This window comes from Burkholderia sp. 4M9327F10 (genome assembly GCF_005503145.1).
In the GTDB taxonomy this organism is placed as follows: domain Bacteria; phylum Pseudomonadota; class Gammaproteobacteria; order Burkholderiales; family Burkholderiaceae; genus Paraburkholderia.
Genome location: NZ_SCNV01000102.1, coordinates 1 through 18,281, shown reverse-complemented (window position 1 = coordinate 18,281; position 18,281 = coordinate 1). Strand labels below are relative to the sequence as shown.

13 protein-coding genes, 1 tRNA gene and 1 pseudogene are annotated in these 18,281 nt (G+C 59.5%); all 15 read left to right on the top strand.

All coding sequences use genetic code 11. The features are described 5' to 3' along the window. A pseudogene (tuf, locus tag FFS45_RS39990) lies at positions 1-144 on the top strand (elongation factor Tu); the annotation flags it as partial. Positions 145-208: 64 nt separating this feature from the next. Then, positions 209-284: transfer RNA gene (locus FFS45_RS39985), tRNA-Trp, on the top strand. A 35-nt stretch (positions 285-319) separates the two neighbouring features. Further along, positions 320-700 carry a preprotein translocase subunit SecE gene (gene secE, locus FFS45_RS39980; protein ID WP_074301410.1) on the top strand — a complete coding sequence of 127 codons (381 nt, stop codon included), beginning with the start codon at positions 320-322 and terminating at the stop codon, positions 698-700. Position 701: 1 nt separating this feature from the next. Then, complete coding sequence (gene nusG, locus FFS45_RS39975) at positions 702-1,259, top strand: transcription termination/antitermination protein NusG (protein WP_007180147.1); 558 nt, start codon at positions 702-704, stop codon at positions 1,257-1,259. A gap of 166 nt (positions 1,260-1,425) precedes the next feature. Continuing rightward, entirely contained in the window at positions 1,426-1,857 is a 432-nt protein-coding gene (gene rplK, locus FFS45_RS39970; RefSeq protein WP_074262715.1) for a 50S ribosomal protein L11, read from the top strand. After that, positions 1,858-2,556, top strand: coding sequence for a 50S ribosomal protein L1 (gene rplA, locus FFS45_RS39965; RefSeq protein WP_137960117.1), 699 nt, complete (start codon positions 1,858-1,860; stop codon positions 2,554-2,556). A 248-nt stretch (positions 2,557-2,804) separates the two neighbouring features. After that, the gene (gene rplJ / locus FFS45_RS39960) at positions 2,805-3,356 is read left to right on the top strand and encodes a 50S ribosomal protein L10 (RefSeq protein ID WP_171029888.1); all 552 of its coding nucleotides are present in this window, start codon (positions 2,805-2,807) and stop codon (positions 3,354-3,356) included. 63 nt (positions 3,357-3,419) lie between these two features. Then, positions 3,420-3,797 carry a 50S ribosomal protein L7/L12 gene (gene rplL / locus FFS45_RS39955; protein WP_094781735.1) on the top strand — a complete coding sequence of 126 codons (378 nt, stop codon included), beginning with the start codon at positions 3,420-3,422 and terminating at the stop codon, positions 3,795-3,797. A gap of 369 nt (positions 3,798-4,166) precedes the next feature. Further along, positions 4,167-8,273, top strand: coding sequence for a DNA-directed RNA polymerase subunit beta (gene rpoB / locus FFS45_RS39950; RefSeq protein ID WP_137960115.1), 4,107 nt, complete (start codon positions 4,167-4,169; stop codon positions 8,271-8,273). 21 nt (positions 8,274-8,294) lie between these two features. Further along, positions 8,295-12,533, top strand: coding sequence for a DNA-directed RNA polymerase subunit beta' (gene rpoC, locus FFS45_RS39945; protein ID WP_137960114.1), 4,239 nt, complete (start codon positions 8,295-8,297; stop codon positions 12,531-12,533). 219 nt (positions 12,534-12,752) lie between these two features. Beyond that, complete coding sequence (gene recQ, locus FFS45_RS39940) at positions 12,753-14,600, top strand: DNA helicase RecQ (RefSeq protein WP_137960113.1); 1,848 nt, start codon at positions 12,753-12,755, stop codon at positions 14,598-14,600. A gap of 232 nt (positions 14,601-14,832) precedes the next feature. Beyond that, complete coding sequence (rpsL, locus tag FFS45_RS39930; RefSeq protein ID WP_137960111.1) at positions 14,833-15,213, top strand: 30S ribosomal protein S12; 381 nt, start codon at positions 14,833-14,835, stop codon at positions 15,211-15,213. A 180-nt stretch (positions 15,214-15,393) separates the two neighbouring features. Continuing rightward, positions 15,394-15,864: a 30S ribosomal protein S7 gene (rpsG, locus tag FFS45_RS39925; RefSeq protein ID WP_006053291.1), complete on the top strand. Its 471-nt coding sequence runs from the start codon at positions 15,394-15,396 to the stop codon at positions 15,862-15,864. Positions 15,865-15,997: 133 nt separating this feature from the next. Further along, positions 15,998-18,100 (top strand): elongation factor G, encoded by a 2,103-nt coding sequence (gene fusA / locus FFS45_RS39920; RefSeq protein ID WP_137960110.1) that lies wholly within the window; start codon positions 15,998-16,000, stop codon positions 18,098-18,100. Positions 18,101-18,147: 47 nt separating this feature from the next. Continuing rightward, the coding region (locus FFS45_RS39915; RefSeq protein WP_236597250.1) for a GTP-binding protein at positions 18,148-18,281 on the top strand (134 nt) is incomplete at its 3' end.

Here is an 18,281-nt window from a genome sequence, read left to right as displayed (position 1 = left end):
AAGGAAATGGTGATGCCGGGCGACAACGTGTCGATCACGGTGAAGCTGATCAACCCGATCGCGATGGAAGAAGGTCTGCGCTTCGCTATCCGTGAAGGTGGCCGTACCGTCGGCGCTGGTGTCGTCGCAAAGATCCTCGAGTAAGCCAGCCAGTACTCGTTGATTAGAAGTTTCGGGGTTGGCGGTGTCGTCAACCCCAAAATGGTTTAGGGGTATAGCTCAACTGGCAGAGCGTCGGTCTCCAAAACCGAAGGTTGGGGGTTCGATTCCCTCTGCCCCTGCCAACTCTCGCGCCGTATGTGGCGCTCGTTAAGGTGTTATGGCGAATCCTTCCGTCGAAACTGTAAATACTTCCGGCGACAAGCTGATGCTCGCCGCGGGTGTATTGTTGGTCTTGGCCGGGTTCGTGGGGTTCTTCTGGCTCGGTAGCCAGGAATGGTACGTCCGCGGAGCCGCCTTGGCTGTTGGCGTCATCGCGGGTGTTGCAGTCGGACTTCTCTCCGCGCCCGGTAAGGGTTTCATCGCATTCGCCAAGGACTCGTACAAAGAAGTCCGCAAGGTTGTTTGGCCGACTCGTAAAGAGGCGACGCAAACGACGCTAGTGGTGTTCGCTTTTGTGTTCATCATGGCGGTATTTCTGTGGATTTGCGACAAATCCATCGAATGGGCGATTTTCTCGGCGATTCTGGGTTGGAAATGATATGAGCGATACTCCGGCATCCCCGAGTGGAAAACGTTGGTACGTGGTGCACGCCTACTCCGGCATGGAGAAGAGCGTGCAACGTGCGCTTCAGGAGCGCATCGAGCGTGCAGGCATGCAGGACCAGTTCGGCCAGATCCTGGTGCCGACTGAAGAAGTGGTAGAGGTCAAAGGCGGTCACAAGTCGGTGACCGAGCGTCGTTTCTTCCCGGGCTATGTGCTCGTCGAGATGGAAATGACCGACGAAACGTGGCACCTCGTGAAGAACACGGCAAAGGTGACCGGTTTCGTGGGCGGTGCGCGCAATCGTCCGAGCCCGATTTCCCCGCGGGAAGTCGAGAAGATCATGTCGCAGATGCAGGAAGGCGTTGAGAAGCCGCGCCCCAAGACCCTGTTCGAAGTCGGCGAAATGGTTCGCGTCAAGGACGGCCCGTTCACGGACTTCAACGGCAGCGTCGAGGAAGTGAACTACGAAAAGTCACGCGTCCGTGTATCTGTCACCATTTTCGGCCGAGCAACGCCGGTCGAGCTGGAATTCGGTCAGGTCGAGAAGTTGTAATCAGAATTCTGCGGAGCGCGCCTAACGGCGCGCTCCGTATTTCGCGCTTACGGTCCGCGTAATGGCCGTTGAGGAGCGCCAGTAGCCAGCTTTTTACGGCGAACGCGCGCTATTACTCACTGAACGTCCGCACGCAGCCGTGCAGCGTTCCAACGAGGTTTTCAACATGGCAAAGAAAATCATCGGCTTTATCAAGCTGCAGATTCCTGCAGGTAAAGCCAACCCGTCGCCGCCGGTCGGTCCGGCACTGGGCCAGCGCGGCCTGAACATCATGGAGTTCTGCAAGGCGTTTAACGCGCAGACTCAAGCAATGGAACCGGGTCTGCCGATTCCGGTCGTGATCACCGCGTTCGCCGACAAGAGCTTCACGTTTGTTCTGAAGACGCCGCCGGCTACGGTTCTGATCAAGAAGGCAGCGAAGATCGACAAGGGTTCGGCAAAGCCGCACACCGACAAGGTCGGCAAGATCACGCGCGCTCAAGCTGAAGACATCGCTAAGGCCAAGATGCCCGATCTGACGGCAGCTGACCTGGATGCAGCGGTCCGTACGATCGCTGGTAGCGCCCGCTCGATGGGCATCACCGTGGAGGGCGTGTAAATGGCTAAGCTTTCGAAGCGTCTGCAAGCATTTGCAAACAAGGTTGATCGCCAGAAGCTGTACGCGATCGACGAAGCACTGTCGCTCGTGAAAGAGTGCGCCAGCGCGAAGTTCGACGAGTCGATCGACGTTGCTGTGCAACTCGGCATCGACGCGAAGAAGTCGGACCAAGTGGTTCGTGGCTCGGTCGTTCTGCCGGCAGGTACCGGTAAGTCGGTTCGCGTGGCTGTGTTCGCTCAAGGCGAAAAGGCTGAGCAAGCTCGTGCAGCCGGCGCCGAAATCGTCGGTATGGAAGACCTGGCTGAACAAGTCAAGGCAGGCAACCTGAACTTCGACATCGTGATCGCTTCGCCGGACACGATGCGCGTTGTCGGTACGCTCGGTCAGATCCTCGGTCCGCGCGGCCTGATGCCGAACCCGAAGGTCGGCACCGTGACGGCAGACGTCGCCACGGCTGTGAAGAACGCCAAGGCTGGTCAGGTGCAATTCCGTGTCGACAAGGCCGGTATCATCCACGCCACCATCGGCCGCGCTTCGTTCGAGCCGACGGCTCTGCGCAGCAACCTGAACGCTCTGGTCGACGCGCTGCAAAAGGCGAAGCCGGCAACGAGCAAGGGTGTGTACCTGCGTAAGGTCGCGCTGTCGAGCACGATGGGCGTGGGTGTTCGCGTCGATCAGGCAACGATCGCTGCGCAGTAAGAAAATTTGCCACCTTGACGTGAGTCGAGGCGGTTTTATGGGCTTTGGGCGGTCGCAAGATGGCAGTTCGCATCGAGCGGCCGGTTGTCAAAGACCGTTGGCGGGAAGGCAGCAGGTAGGCTGACCCTTAATGCAAAGCCAACGCAGATGGCGAACCCGAAAAGGTTTTGTAGTGATGAAACCGTTGATTGTCCGCAGCAATGTGGGCAATGGGCGGTCGAAATACTCCTGACTGGTCGGACGCCGTTATTGAACGCGATACACAAGGCGCACGCTGCGTGTATCGAATCTGGAGGTTAACCGTGCCACTTAACAAAGAAAGCAAGCAGGCCGTCGTCGCTGAGGTTGCCGCGCAAGTCGCGAAAGCCCAGACCGTCGTGCTGGCTGAGTATCGTGGAATCGCGGTTGGCGATCTGACCAAGCTGCGCGCGAAAGCGCGTGAGCAACAGGTGTATCTGCGCGTGTTGAAGAACACGTTGGCGCGTCGCGCTGTCGAAGGTACCCCGTTTGCTCCGTTGGCAGAGCAGATGACTGGCCCCCTGATCTACGGCATCTCGGAAGATGCAATTGCTGCTGCTAAGGTCGTCAATGACTTCAGCAAGAGCAATGACAAGTTGGTCATCAAGGCTGGTTCCTACGAAGGCAAGGTGATGGACAAGGCAGGCGTGCAAGCGCTGGCCAACATCCCGAGCCGCGAAGAGCTGCTCTCCAAGCTGTTGTTCGTTATGCAAGCACCTGTTTCCGGCTTCGCGCGCGCTCTGGCCGCGCTGGCAGAAAAGAAACAAGGCGAAGCAGCTTAACGACCTTCAGCCGAGCGTAATTGATCGCTGGCTGTATCCGAATTCAATTTAGGAGTATTTCAAATGGCAATCGCAAAAGAAGACATCCTCGAAGCCGTAGGCTCGATGTCGGTTCTGGAACTGAACGAGCTGGTTAAGGCGTTCGAAGAAAAGTTTGGCGTGTCGGCAGCTGCTGTTGCAGTGGCAGGCCCGGCAGGTGCAGGCGGCGGCGCAGCTGCTGCTGAAGAGCAAACCGAATTCACGGTCAACCTCGTTGAAGTTGGCGCGAACAAGGTTTCCGTGATTAAGGCTGTTCGCGAACTGACGGGTCTCGGCCTGAAGGAAGCGAAGGACCTGGTTGACGGTGCACCGAAGCCTGTTAAGGAAGCGGTACCGAAGGCTGCTGCTGAAGAAGCCAAGAAGAAGCTGGAAGAAGCCGGCGCGAAGGCTGAAATCAAGTAAGTTTCAGCGCGCTGTGCGAAGGCTGGCGGTTTTTCACCGCCGGCCTTTTTGTGCTTTGTGGGCGCTACGTTTTTGCAGGTTGGTTTCGGCAAAAACGTAGCCCTAGAAGCCAAAGAAAATCGCCTTTCGGCAACATTGACCGGCGTTTTTCTTTGTCTTCTGAAGCGACTGCAGAAGGCAAGTTTGGTCGGGTAGCGGGCAACACAGGCATCCGCTGCCGTCAGCCAGCGGTTGGTAGCGGCCAACCACCAAGCTTCTAGGCTCGTTCAAGCCATCGGACGGCCATCGGGTCTCAGTCGGTGAACACTCGGGTTGTCTCATCAAGGTATCCTGCCTCGACAACAATGCCCGCCGTGATTCGGAGATCGTATGCAATATTCCTTCACCGAGAAGAAGCGTATTCGCAAGAGTTTCGCGAAGCGCCCCATCGTTCACCAAGTACCTTTCCTGCTGGCTACCCAGCTTGAATCATTCAGCACGTTTCTGCAAGCCGATACGTCTTCGACGCAACGCAAGCCGGAAGGTCTGCAAGCGGCGTTTACGTCCGTCTTCCCCATTGTTTCTCACAACGGCTTTGCTCGTCTAGAGTTCGTCAGCTATATGCTGTCGCCGCCGGCATTCAACATCAAGGAATGTCAGCAGCGCGGCTTGACGTACTGCTCGGCACTGCGCGCCAAGGTGCGCCTCGTGCTGCTCGACAAGGAGTCGCCGAGCAAGCCGGTCGTCAAGGAAGTGAAGGAACAGGAAGTCTACATGGGCGAAATTCCGCTCATGACGCCGACCGGTTCGTTCGTCATCAACGGCACGGAACGTGTGATCGTTTCGCAGCTGCACCGTTCGCCTGGCGTGTTCTTCGAACACGACAAGGGCAAGACGCATAGCTCGGGCAAGCTGCTGTTCTCGGCTCGTATCATTCCTTACCGTGGTTCGTGGCTCGACTTCGAATTCGATCCGAAGGACGTGCTGTACTTCCGCGTCGACCGTCGCCGCAAGATGCCGGTCACGATCCTGCTGAAGGCCATCGGCCTCACGCCGGAACAGATCCTCGCAAACTTCTTCGTGTTCGACAATTTCACGCTGATGCCGGAAGGCGCGCAGATGGAATTCGTGCCGGAGCGTCTGCGTGGTGAAGTCGCGCGCTTCGACATCACGGACCGTGACGGTAACGTGATCGTCCAGAAGGACAAGCGGATCAACGCCAAGCACATTCGCGACCTCGAAAACGCGAAGACGAAGTTCATTTCGGTCCCCGAAGATTATCTGCTCGGCCGCGTGCTGGCGAAGAACGTCGTCGACGGCGACACCGGTGAAGTCATCGCCAACGCGAATGACGAAATCACCGAAACCGTCCTCGAAAAGCTGCGCGAAGCGAAGATCAAGGACATCCAGACGCTCTACACGAACGATCTGGATCAAGGTCCGTACATCTCGTCGACGCTGCGCATCGATGAAACCGCCGACAAGATGGCCGCTCGCATCGCGATCTACCGCATGATGCGTCCGGGCGAACCGCCGACCGAAGAAGCGGTCGAGGCGCTGTTCAACCGTCTGTTCTACAGCGAAGACGCCTACGACCTGTCCAAGGTGGGTCGTATGAAGTTCAACCGCCGTGTTGGCCGCGACGAAATCGTCGGCCCGATGACGCTGCAAGACGACGACATCCTCGCCACGATCAAGATCCTGGTCGAGCTGCGTAACGGCAAGGGCGAAGTGGACGACATCGACCACTTGGGCAATCGCCGTGTGCGTTGCGTCGGCGAACTGGCAGAGAACCAGTTCCGCGCCGGTCTCGTGCGGGTGGAACGTGCGGTCAAGGAACGTCTGGGTCAGGCTGAAAGCGAAAACCTGATGCCGCACGACCTGATCAACTCGAAGCCGATTTCGTCGGCGATTCGCGAGTTCTTCGGTTCGTCGCAGCTGTCGCAGTTCATGGACCAGACCAACCCGCTGTCGGAAATCACCCACAAGCGCCGCGTGTCGGCACTTGGCCCGGGCGGTCTGACGCGTGAGCGCGCCGGCTTTGAAGTCCGCGACGTGCACCCGACCCACTACGGCCGCGTGTGCCCGATTGAAACGCCGGAAGGTCCGAACATCGGCCTGATCAACTCGCTCGCGCTGTACGCGCACCTGAACGAATACGGCTTCCTCGAAACGCCGTACCGCAAGGTGACGGACGGCAAGGTGACCGACCAGATCGATTATCTGTCGGCGATCGAAGAAGGCCGTTACGTGATCGCTCAGGCGAACGCGGCAGTGGCTGAAGATGGTACGTTGACCGACGAACTGGTGTCTTCGCGTGAAGCAGGCGAAACGCTGATGGTCACGCCGGACCGCATCCAGTACATGGACGTGGCGCCGTCGCAGATCGTCTCGGTTGCAGCTTCGCTGATTCCGTTCCTCGAGCACGATGACGCGAACCGCGCATTGATGGGTTCGAACATGCAGCGTCAAGCTGTGCCGTGTCTGCGTCCTGAAAAGGCCGTGGTCGGTACGGGTATCGAGCGTACGGTTGCGGTCGACTCGGGTACGACGGTTCAGGCGTTCCGCGGTGGCGTGGTGGACTACGTCGACGCAGGCCGTATGGTGATCCGTGTGAACGACGATGAAGCCGCTGCCGGCGACGTCGGCGTGGACATCTACAACCTGATCAAGTACACGCGTTCGAACCAGAACACGAACATCAACCAGCGCCCGATCGTGAAGGTCGGCGACATCGTGTCGCGTGGCGACGTGCTGGCTGACGGCGCATCGACCGACCTGGGCGAACTGGCTCTTGGCCAGAACATGCTGGTCGCGTTCATGCCGTGGAACGGCTACAACTTCGAAGACTCGATCTTGATTTCGGAGAAGGTGGTTGCTGACGACCGCTATACCTCGATCCACATCGAAGAACTGAACGTCGTTGCTCGCGATACGAAGCTCGGACCGGAAGAAATCACGCGCGACATCTCGAATCTGGCTGAAGTGCAACTCGGCCGTCTCGACGAGTCGGGCATCGTCTACATCGGCGCTGAAGTCGAAGCAGGCGACGTGCTGGTCGGTAAGGTGACGCCGAAGGGCGAAACCCAGCTGACGCCGGAAGAAAAGCTGCTGCGCGCGATCTTCGGTGAAAAGGCTTCGGACGTGAAGGATACGTCGCTGCGCGTGCCCTCGGGCATGAGTGGCACGGTCATCGACGTGCAAGTGTTCACGCGTGAAGGCATCCAGCGCGACAAGCGCGCCCAGCAGATCATCGACGACGAACTGAAGCGCTATCGCCTCGACCTGAACGACCAGTTGCGTATCGTGGAAGGCGACGCCTTCCAGCGTCTCGCACGTATGCTGGACGGCAAGGTTGCCAACGGTGGCCCGAAGAAGCTCGCCAAGGGTACGAAGATCGACCAGGCTTACCTGCAAGATCTGGATCACTACCACTGGTTCGACATCCGCCTCGCGGACGAAGAAGCAGCGGCGCAGCTCGAAGCCATCAAGGACTCGATCGAACAGAAGCGTCACCAGTTCGACCTGGCGTTCGAAGAAAAGCGCAAGAAGCTCACCCAGGGCGACGAACTGCCGCCGGGCGTGCTGAAGATGGTCAAGGTGTATCTGGCTGTGAAGCGCCGCCTGCAGCCTGGCGACAAGATGGCCGGCCGTCACGGTAACAAGGGTGTGGTGTCGAAGATCGTTCCGATCGAAGACATGCCGTACATGGCCGATGGCCGTCCGGCTGACGTCGTGCTGAATCCGCTCGGCGTGCCGTCGCGGATGAACGTGGGTCAGGTTCTCGAAGTGCATCTGGGCTGGGCCGCGAAGGGTCTTGGCTGGCGTATCGGCGAAATGCTGCAGCGTCAGGCGAAGATCGAAGAACTGCGTGCCTTCCTGACCAAGATCTACAACGAGTCGGGCCGCGCCGAAGAGCTGGACAGCTTCACGGACGACGAAATCGTCGAACTGGCGAAGAACCTGCGCGAAGGCGTTCCGTTTGCCACGCCGGTGTTCGACGGTGCGACGGAAGAAGAAATGTCGCGCGCGCTGGATCTGGCTTTCCCGGACGACATCGCGAAGAACCTCGGCATGACGCCGTCGAAGAACCAGGTTCGCCTGTACGACGGTCGCACTGGCGAGATGTTCGAGCGTACGGTCACGGTCGGCTACATGCACTACCTGAAACTGCACCACTTGGTCGACGACAAGATGCACGCGCGTTCCACGGGCCCGTACTCGCTCGTCACGCAGCAGCCGTTGGGCGGTAAGGCGCAGTTCGGTGGCCAGCGTTTCGGTGAAATGGAAGTGTGGGCGCTCGAAGCGTACGGTGCATCGTACGTGCTGCAGGAAATGCTGACGGTGAAGTCGGACGACGTGACTGGCCGGACCAAGGTCTATGAGAACCTGGTGAAGGGCGATCACGTGATCGATGCAGGCATGCCGGAATCCTTCAACGTGTTGGTGAAGGAAATCCGCTCGCTCGGTATCGACATCGACCTCGACCGCAACTAATCGGACTACGGAGAGAAGGCAATGAAAGCTCTGCTCGATCTATTCAAGCAAGTCCAACAAGAAGAAGTTTTTGACGCGATCAAGATCGGTCTGGCCTCGCCGGACAAGATCCGTTCGTGGTCGTTCGGTGAAGTGAAGAAGCCGGAAACCATCAACTACCGGACGTTCAAGCCGGAACGTGATGGCCTGTTCTGCGCGAAGATTTTCGGGCCGATCAAGGACTACGAATGCCTGTGCGGCAAGTACAAGCGCCTGAAGCACCGTGGCGTGATCTGCGAGAAGTGCGGCGTTGAAGTCACGCTGGCAAAGGTGCGTCGCGAACGGATGGGCCACATCGAACTGGCCTCGCCGGTTGCGCACATCTGGTTCCTGAAGTCGCTGCCGTCGCGTCTGGGCATGGTGCTCGACATGACGCTGCGCGACATCGAGCGCGTGCTGTACTTCGAAGCATACGTGGTGATCGATCCGGGCATGACGCCGCTGAAAGCGCGGCAGATCATGACCGAAGAGGATTACTACAACAAGGTCGAAGAGTACGGTGACGAGTTCCGTGCCGAGATGGGCGCGGAAGGCGTGCGCGAACTGCTGCGCGCGATCAACATCGACGAACAGGTTGAACTGCTGCGTACCGAACTCAAGAACACGGGTTCGGAGGCGAAGATCAAGAAGTACGCGAAGCGCCTGAAGGTGCTCGAGGCTTTCCAGCGTTCGGGCATCAAGCCTGACTGGATGGTGCTCGAAGTGCTGCCGGTGCTGCCGCCGGAACTGCGTCCGCTGGTGCCGCTGGACGGCGGCCGTTTCGCGACGTCGGACCTGAACGACCTGTACCGCCGCGTGATCAACCGTAACAACCGGTTGAAGCGTCTGCTCGAACTGAAGGCGCCTGAAATCATCGTCCGCAACGAAAAGCGGATGCTGCAGGAAGCCGTCGATTCGCTGCTCGACAATGGTCGCCGCGGTAAGGCGATGACCGGTGCGAACAAGCGTCCGCTGAAGTCGCTCGCTGACATGATCAAGGGTAAGGGCGGTCGTTTCCGTCAGAACCTGTTGGGTAAGCGCGTGGACTACTCGGGCCGTTCGGTGATCGTGGTCGGCCCGACGCTCAAGCTGCACCAGTGCGGTCTGCCGAAGCTGATGGCGCTCGAACTGTTCAAGCCGTTCATCTTCAACAAGCTCGAAGTGATGGGTGTCGCTACCACCATCAAGGCTGCGAAGAAGGAAGTCGAGAACCAGACGCCGGTGGTGTGGGACATCCTCGAAGAGGTGATCCGCGAACATCCGGTCATGCTGAACCGTGCGCCGACGCTGCACCGTCTTGGCATTCAGGCTTTCGAGCCGGTGCTGATCGAAGGCAAGGCAATCCAGCTGCACCCGCTCGTTTGCGCGGCGTTCAACGCCGACTTCGACGGTGACCAGATGGCTGTGCACGTGCCGCTGTCGCTCGAAGCGCAGATGGAAGCGCGTACGCTGATGCTGGCGTCGAACAACGTCCTGTTCCCGGCCAACGGCGATCCGTCGATCGTGCCGTCGCAGGATATCGTGCTCGGCCTGTACTACGCGACCCGTGAAGCTGTGAATGCGAAGGGCGAAGGCCTGTCGTTCACGGGCGTGTCGGAAGTGCTGCGCGCTTACGAGAACAAGGAAGTCGAGCTCGCCTCGCGCGTCAATGTGCGGATCACCGAAATGGTCCACAACGAAGACAAGTCGGAAGGTGCGCCGGCGTTCGTGCCGAAGATCACGCTGTATGCGACGACCGTTGGCCGCGCAATCCTGTCGGAAATCCTTCCGCCGGGCCTGCCGTTCTCGGTGCTGAACAAGCCGCTGAAAAAGAAGGAAATCTCGCGTCTGATCAACACCGCATTCCGCAAGTGTGGTCTGCGTGAAACGGTGATTTTTGCCGACCAGTTGATGCAGTCGGGTTTCCGTCTGGCAACGCGCGCCGGTATTTCGATTTGCGTGGACGACATGCTCGTGCCGCCGCAAAAGGAAACCATCGTCGGCGACGCCGCGAAGAAGGTGAAGGAATACGACCGTCAGTACATGTCGGGTCTCGTCACCTCGCAAGAGCGCTACAACAACGTGGTCGACATCTGGTCGGCAACGTCGGAAGCGGTCGGCAAGGCGATGATGGAGCAGCTCTCGACGGAGCCGGTGGTCGATCGCGACGGCAATGAGACGCGTCAGGAGTCGTTCAACTCCATCTACATGATGGCCGACTCGGGCGCACGCGGTTCCGCAGTTCAGATTCGTCAGCTGGCCGGTATGCGTGGCCTGATGGCGAAGCCGGACGGCTCGATCATCGAGACGCCGATTACGGCGAACTTCCGTGAAGGCCTGAACGTGTTGCAGTACTTCATCTCGACCCACGGTGCACGTAAGGGTCTGGCTGATACGGCACTGAAGACGGCAAACTCGGGTTACCTGACGCGTCGTCTGGTCGACGTGACGCAGGATCTGGTGGTGGTCGAAGACGATTGCGGTACGTCGAACGGCGTCGCCATGAAGGCGTTGGTCGAAGGCGGTGAAGTCGTTGAAGCACTGCGTGACCGTATCCTCGGTCGCGTGGCGGTGGCTGACGTTGTCAATCCGGAATCGCAGGAAACGCTGTACGAAGCCGGCACGTTGCTCGACGAAGACTCGGTCGAGGAAATCGAACGCCTCGGCATCGACGAAGTGCGCGTGCGTACGCCGCTGACTTGCGAAACGCGTTACGGTCTGTGCGCAGCCTGCTACGGCCGCGACCTGGGCCGCGGCTCGTCGGTCAACGTCGGCGAGGCAGTGGGTGTGATCGCTGCTCAGTCGATTGGTGAACCGGGCACGCAGCTGACCATGCGTACGTTCCACATCGGTGGTGCGGCATCGCGTGCAGCAGTGGCCTCGTCGGTCGAAGCCAAGTCGAACGGCACGGTCCGTTTCACGTCGACGATGCGTTACGTGACGAATGCGAAGGGCGAGCAGATCGTCATCTCGCGTTCGGGCGAAGCGATGATCACCGACGACCACGGCCGTGAACGTGAACGCCATAAGGTGCCGTACGGCGCGACGCTGTTGCAACTGGACGGCGCGCAGATCAAGGCCGGCACGCAACTGGCGACGTGGGATCCGATGACGCGTCCGATCATCACCGAGTACGGTGGTACGGTGAAGTTCGAAAACGTCGAAGAAGGCGTGACGGTTGCCAAGCAGATCGACGATGTGACGGGTCTCTCGACGCTGGTCGTGATCGACGTGAAGCGCCGCGGTTCGCAAGCGTCGAAGACGGTGCGTCCGCAGGTCAAGCTGCTCGACGCGAACGGCGAAGAAGTCAAGATCCCGAACACCGAGCACTCGGTGCAGATCGGCTTCCAGGTCGGCGCTCTGATCACCGTGAAGGACGGTCAGCAAGTGCAGGTGGGTGAAGTGCTCGCACGTATCCCGACCGAATCGCAGAAAACGCGTGACATTACCGGCGGTCTGCCGCGTGTGGCGGAACTGTTCGAAGCACGTTCGCCGAAGGATGCAGGTATCCTGGCGGAAGTCACGGGTACGACGTCGTTCGGTAAGGACACGAAGGGCAAGCAGCGTCTCGTTATCACGGACCTCGAGGGCAACCAGCACGAGTTCCTGATCGCGAAGGAAAAGCAGGTTCTGGTGCACGATGGTCAGGTCGTCAACAAGGGCGAAATGATTGTCGACGGGCCGGCGGATCCGCACGACATCCTGCGTCTGCAGGGCGTCGAAGCGCTGTCGCGCTACATCGTGGACGAAGTGCAGGACGTGTACCGTCTGCAAGGCGTGAAGATCAACGACAAGCACATTGAAGTGATTGTTCGTCAGATGCTGCGCCGCGTGCAGATTACGGACAATGGCGATACGCGTTTCATCCCGGGCGAACAGGTCGAGCGGTCGGATATGCTCGACGAGAACGACCGTATGATCGCGGAAGACAAGCGTCCGGCAACGTACGAAAACGTCTTGCTCGGTATCACGAAGGCGTCGCTGTCGACCGATTCGTTCATCTCCGCAGCGTCGTTCCAGGAAACGACCCGCGTGCTGACCGAAGCGGCGATCATGGGCAAGCGCGACGATCTGCGCGGTCTGAAGGAAAACGTGATCGTCGGCCGTCTGATTCCGGCCGGTACGGGTCTCGCATTCCACAAGGCACGCAAGAGCAAGGAACTGTCCGACCGCGAGCGTTTCGATCAGATCGCAGCGGAAGAGTCGTTCGAATTCGGTACGCCGGAAACCCCGGCCGCCGAGCAGCAGCACTCTGGCGAGTAAGCTCAGGTGCGCAAGTCCCGGCGGCGCAAGCCGCCTGGGGCTCACCAGCTAGCTAAGCCGCTCAGTTTCGACTGGGCGGCTTTTTTTATGCGTCGTTCCTGATGCGCTTTGACGCGGTTTTGCTGGCCGATTGGCTAACGTTGCCGGAAAGCGCGGGCGCAGCACGAATGCGTTGGTAAAATTCGTGTCACCGGCATTACGCTGTCTTCTCTCAAATTCATGTCCCGTCCGCTCGAAATCCTCAACGAAGTCTTCGGCTATCCCGCGTTCAGAGGGCAGCAGGGCGAAATTGTCGAGCACGTCGCCGGCGGCGGCGATTGCCTCGTGTTGATGCCCACGGGCGGCGGCAAATCTCTGTGTTACCAGATTCCTTCCCTGGTGCGGCGCGAGGCTGGGTTGGGCGCCGGCATCGTCGTGTCGCCGCTGATCGCGCTGATGCAGGATCAGGTCGCCGCGCTCAAGGAAGTCGGCGTGAGGGCGGCGTATCTGAATTCGACCTTGTCTGGCCCTGAGGCCGCAGCAACCGAGCGAGCGTTGCGCGAGGGCGAGATCGATCTGTTGTATGTCGCACCGGAACGGTTGATGACGTCGCGCTTTCAGGAGTTGCTCGAGCGCACTCGTATCGGCCTTTTTGCGATCGATGAAGCGCATTGCGTGTCGCAATGGGGGCACGATTTCCGTCCTGAGTACATTCAGCTCTCGGTGCTGCACGAGCGTTTCCCGAACGTGCCGCGCATTGCGCTGACGGCGACCGCTGATGCGATCACGCGTGACGAGATCATCCACCGGCTGGCGTTGGACGATGCGCGGGTCTTCGTCTCGAGTTTCGACCGCCCAAATATTCGCTATCGGATTGTCGAGAAGGACAACGCGCGCACCCAGTTGCTCGATTTCATTCGTGCCGAACATTCAAAGCCGGACGGTACGACCGACGCCGGCGTGGTCTATTGCCTGTCGCGCCGCAAGGTGGAAGAAACCGCCGAGTGGCTGAAAGAGAAGGGCATGCGCGCACTGCCTTATCACGCGGGCATGGAGTTCGAGATTCGCCAGAAGCACCAGGAGATGTTCCAGCGCGAGGAAGGCATCGTGATGTGCGCGACGATCGCGTTCGGCATGGGCATCGATAAGCCGGACGTGCGCTTTGTCGCCCACCTGGATCTGCCGAAGAGCGTAGAAGGCTACTATCAGGAAACCGGCCGTGCGGGGCGCGACGGCATGCCGGCCAATGCCTGGATGGCCTATGGCCTGGGCGACGTGGTGCAACAGCGCAAGATGATCGACGAGTCGGACGCCGACGACGCACACAAGCGCGTACAGACCGGCAAGCTCGATGCGCTGCTCGGCCTGTGCGAAGCGGCGACCTGCCGGCGCGTGCGGCTGCTCAACTATTTCGGCGAATCCAGCCAGCCCTGCGGCAACTGTGATACCTGTCTCGAACCGCCTGACACGTGGGATGCGACGCGCGAGGCGCAAATGGCGCTGTCGTGCGTGTTCCGTGCGCAGCGGGCGAGCGGTTTTCACTTCGGCGCCGGCCACCTGATCGACATCTTGCGCGGCAATCGCAGCGAGAAGATTCTGCAGCGCGGCCATGAAAAGCTGACCACCTTCGGAATTGGGGCCGCACTAGGCGAGCCGGAATGGCGTGCCATCTTCCGTCAGCTTGTCGCGTTCGGCTATCTGACGGTCGACCATGAGGGCTTTGGCTCGCTGGTGCTCACCGAGGCAAGCAAGGCCGTGCTCAAAGGCGAGCAGAACGTCACCATGCGTCGCTACGTCAAGCCCACTCGCACTCGCCAGTCGTCCAGCCGCACCAGTGAGCGCGCGGATCCGACGGTCGGCATGGGGCCGCGCGAGCGGGCCCGCTGGGACCGGCTGCGCGCCTGGCGCACCGAAACCGCGAAGACCGACGGCGTGCCGGCCTACGTCATCTTCCACGACGCGACACTGGCGGAAATAGCCCGCAACGGCCCCGGTTCGATCGAGGACTTGCGCGGAATCCCGGGCATGGGTGCACGAAAACTGGACCGCTTCGGTTGGGAATTGCTCGAAGTGGTGAGCGCCGACTAGCCGCCCCGGAGTCGATCAGGGGTGCGAAACCTCGCAACCTGTTGACTCCCTTAGTGTTTTCGGAATATTATGCTAGGTTCCGGTTCTTGGAATGCCGCTGCGCGAGCAGAATGGCTACTAAGTGTAGGCTGAGTTCGTACATCGACGTCCCGCTCCGGAAGTTCGATGCGCAATCGTTTCTGCTTTGCCCAGAAAGATTTGCGTCGATTTTGTTCAATTTCAGGAATAAACAATGCCAACCATCAATCAACTGGTTCGCAAAGGCCGCGCTTCGGAAACATCGAAGAGCAAGAGCCCGGCTTTGCAGGACTGCCCCCAGCGTCGCGGCGTGTGCACCCGTGTGTACACCACGACGCCGAAGAAGCCGAACTCGGCACTTCGTAAGGTCGCCAAGGTGCGCCTGACGAACGGCTTCGAAGTCATTTCGTACATCGGTGGTGAAGGCCACAACCTGCAGGAACACTCGGTCGTGCTGATTCGCGGCGGTCGTGTGAAGGACTTGCCGGGTGTGCGTTACCACATGGTTCGCGGCTCGCTGGATACCCAGGGCGTCAAGGATCGTAAGCAAGCTCGCTCGAAGTACGGTGCGAAGCGTGCCAAGGCCGGCAAGTAATTAGCCGGTCAAGTAGTTTCAGGTCGCCTGCAAAGGCGGTATTAGCGGTGGTGCCGGAATCGCCGGTGCTGTCGAGTAAGTGGTCACCCGACCAGGCTGGTAAGTCGTTAGGGATGAATCGGGTTAGTTGGTGGCCGCGGGGCTAAACCTAGCTCCAACTGAAAAGTCAAAGGAAGAAACATGCCGCGTCGTCGCGAAGTCCCCAAGCGGGAAGTGTTGCCGGATCCGAAGTTCGGTAACGTAGATGTAGCCAAGTTCATGAACGTGCTGATGCTCTCCGGCAAGAAGTCGGTTGCCGAGCGTATCGTGTACGGCGCTTTTGAACAGATCCAGACCAAGGGTGGCAAGGACCCGCTGGAAGTGTTCACGGTAGCGCTCAACAACGTGAAGCCGGTGGTCGAAGTGAAGAGCCGTCGCGTTGGTGGTGCGAACTATCAGGTTCCGGTCGAAGTGCGTCCGTCGCGTCGTATGGCATTGGCGATGCGTTGGTTGCGCGAAGCTGCGAAGAAGCGCAGCGAGAAGTCGATGGCCCTGCGCCTGGCAGGTGAACTCTCCGAAGCGGCCGAAGGCCGTGGCGGCGCGATGAAGAAGCGCGACGAAGTTCACCGGATGGCAGAAGCCAACAAGGCGTTCTCGCACTTCCGTTTCTAAGCTGCCCGACCCCGGGTTAGCCGAAGAAATCGGAAAGAAATTCCGGGCGGGTGCGCTTATAAAGCGCCTCGCCCGTTTGTGTTACAGCGCGATGGGTATTTCTCGCATCGCGTCATCCCCATAGAGGATCAAAGTGGCTCGCAAGACACCTATCGAGCGCTACCGTAACATCGGTATTAGCGCTCACATCGACGCCGGCAAAACGACGACGACCGAGCGCATTCTGTTCTATACCGGCGTGAACCATAAGATTGGTGAAGTTCACGACGGCGCTGCCACCATGGACTGGATGGAGCAGGAACAGGAACGCGGTATTACCATCACGTCCGCTGCTACCACGGCCTTCTGGAAAGGCATGGCTGGCGACCGCGCTGAGCACCGCATCAACATCATCGACACCCCGGGCCACGTCGACTTCACGATTGAAGTTGAGCGCTCGATGCGCGTGCTCGACGGCGCATGCATGGTGTACTGCGCAGTGGGCGGCGTGCAGCCGCAGTCGGAAACCGTGTGGCGTCAGGCTAACAAGTACAAGGTTCCCCGTCTCGCGTTCATCAACAAGATGGACCGTACCGGCGCGAACTTCTTCAAGGTCTACGACCAGCTCAAGCTGCGTCTGAAGGCGAACCCGGTTCCGGTCGTGGTGCCTATCGGCGCTGAAGAAACGTTCACGGGCGTGGTCGATCTGCTGAAGATGAAGGCGATCATTTGGGACGACGCGTCGCAAGGCACCAAGTTCTCGTACGAAGACATCCCGGCAGAACTCGTTGACTCGTGCAACGAATGGCGCGAAAAGATGGTCGAAGCTGCGGCTGAGTCGAGCGAAGACCTGATGAACAAGTACCTCGAAGAGGGCGAGTTGACGGAAGAAGAAATCGTCAAGGGTCTGCGCGACCGGACGATCGCTTGCGAAATCCAGCCGATGCTCTGCGGTACCGCGTTCAAGAACAAGGGCGTGCAACGGATGCTGGACGCCGTGCTCGACTTCCTGCCGTCGCCGATCGACATCCCGCCGGTTACCGGCGAGCTGGAAAACGGTGAGCAGGGTGAGCGCCGCGCTGCCGACGACGAAAAGTTCTCGGCACTGGCATTCAAGATCATGACCGACCCGTTCGTCGGCCAGCTGATCTTCTTCCGCGTGTACTCGGGTGTTGTGAATTCGGGCGACACGGTGCTGAACGCGACGAAGGACAAGAAGGAACGTCTGGGTCGTATTCTGCAGATGCACGCAAACCAGCGCGAAGAAATCAAGGAAGTGCGCGCAGGCGACATCGCTGCCGCAGTTGGCCTGAAAGACGCGACGACTGGCGACACGCTGTGCGATCCGCAAAGCCCCATCGTGCTCGAACGCATGATTTTCCCGGAGCCGGTGATTTCGCAGGCTGTTGAGCCGAAGACGAAGCCCGACCAGGAAAAGATGGGTCTCGCACTGAACCGTCTGGCTCAGGAAGATCCGTCGTTCCGCGTGCAAACGGACGAAGAATCGGGCCAAACTATTATTTCGGGCATGGGCGAGCTCCACCTCGAAATTCTGGTTGACCGGATGAAGCGTGAATTCGGCGTCGAAGCAACGGTCGGCAAGCCGCAGGTTGCTTACCGCGAAACGATCCGCGGCAAGGCGGAAGACGTCGACGGCAAGTTCGTCAAGCAGTCGGGTGGTCGCGGCCAGTACGGTCACGCGGTCATCACGCTCGAGCCGAACGAGCAAGGCAAGGGCTACGAGTTCCTGGACGAGATCAAGGGCGGTGTGATTCCGCGTGAATACATCCCGGCAGTCGACAAGGGTATCCAGGAAACGCTGAAGGCAGGCGTGCTGGCAGGCTTCCCGGTCGTTGACGTGAAGGTTCACCTGACGTTCGGTTCGTACCACGATGTTGACTCGAACGAAAACGCGTTCCGCATGGCCGGTTCGATGGCGTTCAAGGAAGCAATGCGCAAGGCAAGCCCGGTCATCCTCGAACCGATGATGGCTGTGGAAGTCGAAACGCCGGAAGACTACATGGGCAACGTGATGGGCGACCTGTCGGGCCGTCGCGGTATCGTCCAGGGCATGGAAGACATGATCGGTGGCGGCAAGATCGTTCGCGCCGAAGTGCCGTTGTCGGAAATGTTTGGCTATTCGACGTCGCTGCGCTCGCTGAGCCAGGGTCGTGCAACGTACACGATGGAGTTCAAGCATTACGCGGAAGCACCGCGCAACGTGTCGGAAGCAATCATCAACGCGAAGTCGAAGTAAGCGCGCGGCAAGTCATTCAACGATTAACTTTCTGAAAGAAGAGAAACATGGCTAAAGGTAAATTCGAACGGACCAAGCCGCACGTGAACGTCGGCACGATCGGTCACGTTGACCACGGCAAGACCACGCTGACGGCAGCGATCACGACGGTGCTGACCGCGAAGTTCGGCGGCGAAGCGAA

Coding starts and splice junctions, on each gene's coding strand:
- secE (WP_074301410.1), top strand. CDS start 320: ATGGCGAATCCTTCCGTCGAAACTGTAAATACTTCCGGCGACAAGCTG.
- nusG (WP_007180147.1), top strand. CDS start 702: ATGAGCGATACTCCGGCATCCCCGAGTGGAAAACGTTGGTACGTGGTG.
- rplK (WP_074262715.1), top strand. CDS start 1,426: ATGGCAAAGAAAATCATCGGCTTTATCAAGCTGCAGATTCCTGCAGGT.
- rplA (WP_137960117.1), top strand. CDS start 1,858: ATGGCTAAGCTTTCGAAGCGTCTGCAAGCATTTGCAAACAAGGTTGAT.
- rplL (WP_094781735.1), top strand. CDS start 3,420: ATGGCAATCGCAAAAGAAGACATCCTCGAAGCCGTAGGCTCGATGTCG.
- rpoB (WP_137960115.1), top strand. CDS start 4,167: ATGCAATATTCCTTCACCGAGAAGAAGCGTATTCGCAAGAGTTTCGCG.
- rpoC (WP_137960114.1), top strand. CDS start 8,295: ATGAAAGCTCTGCTCGATCTATTCAAGCAAGTCCAACAAGAAGAAGTT.
- recQ (WP_137960113.1), top strand. CDS start 12,753: ATGTCCCGTCCGCTCGAAATCCTCAACGAAGTCTTCGGCTATCCCGCG.
- rpsL (WP_137960111.1), top strand. CDS start 14,833: ATGCCAACCATCAATCAACTGGTTCGCAAAGGCCGCGCTTCGGAAACA.
- rpsG (WP_006053291.1), top strand. CDS start 15,394: ATGCCGCGTCGTCGCGAAGTCCCCAAGCGGGAAGTGTTGCCGGATCCG.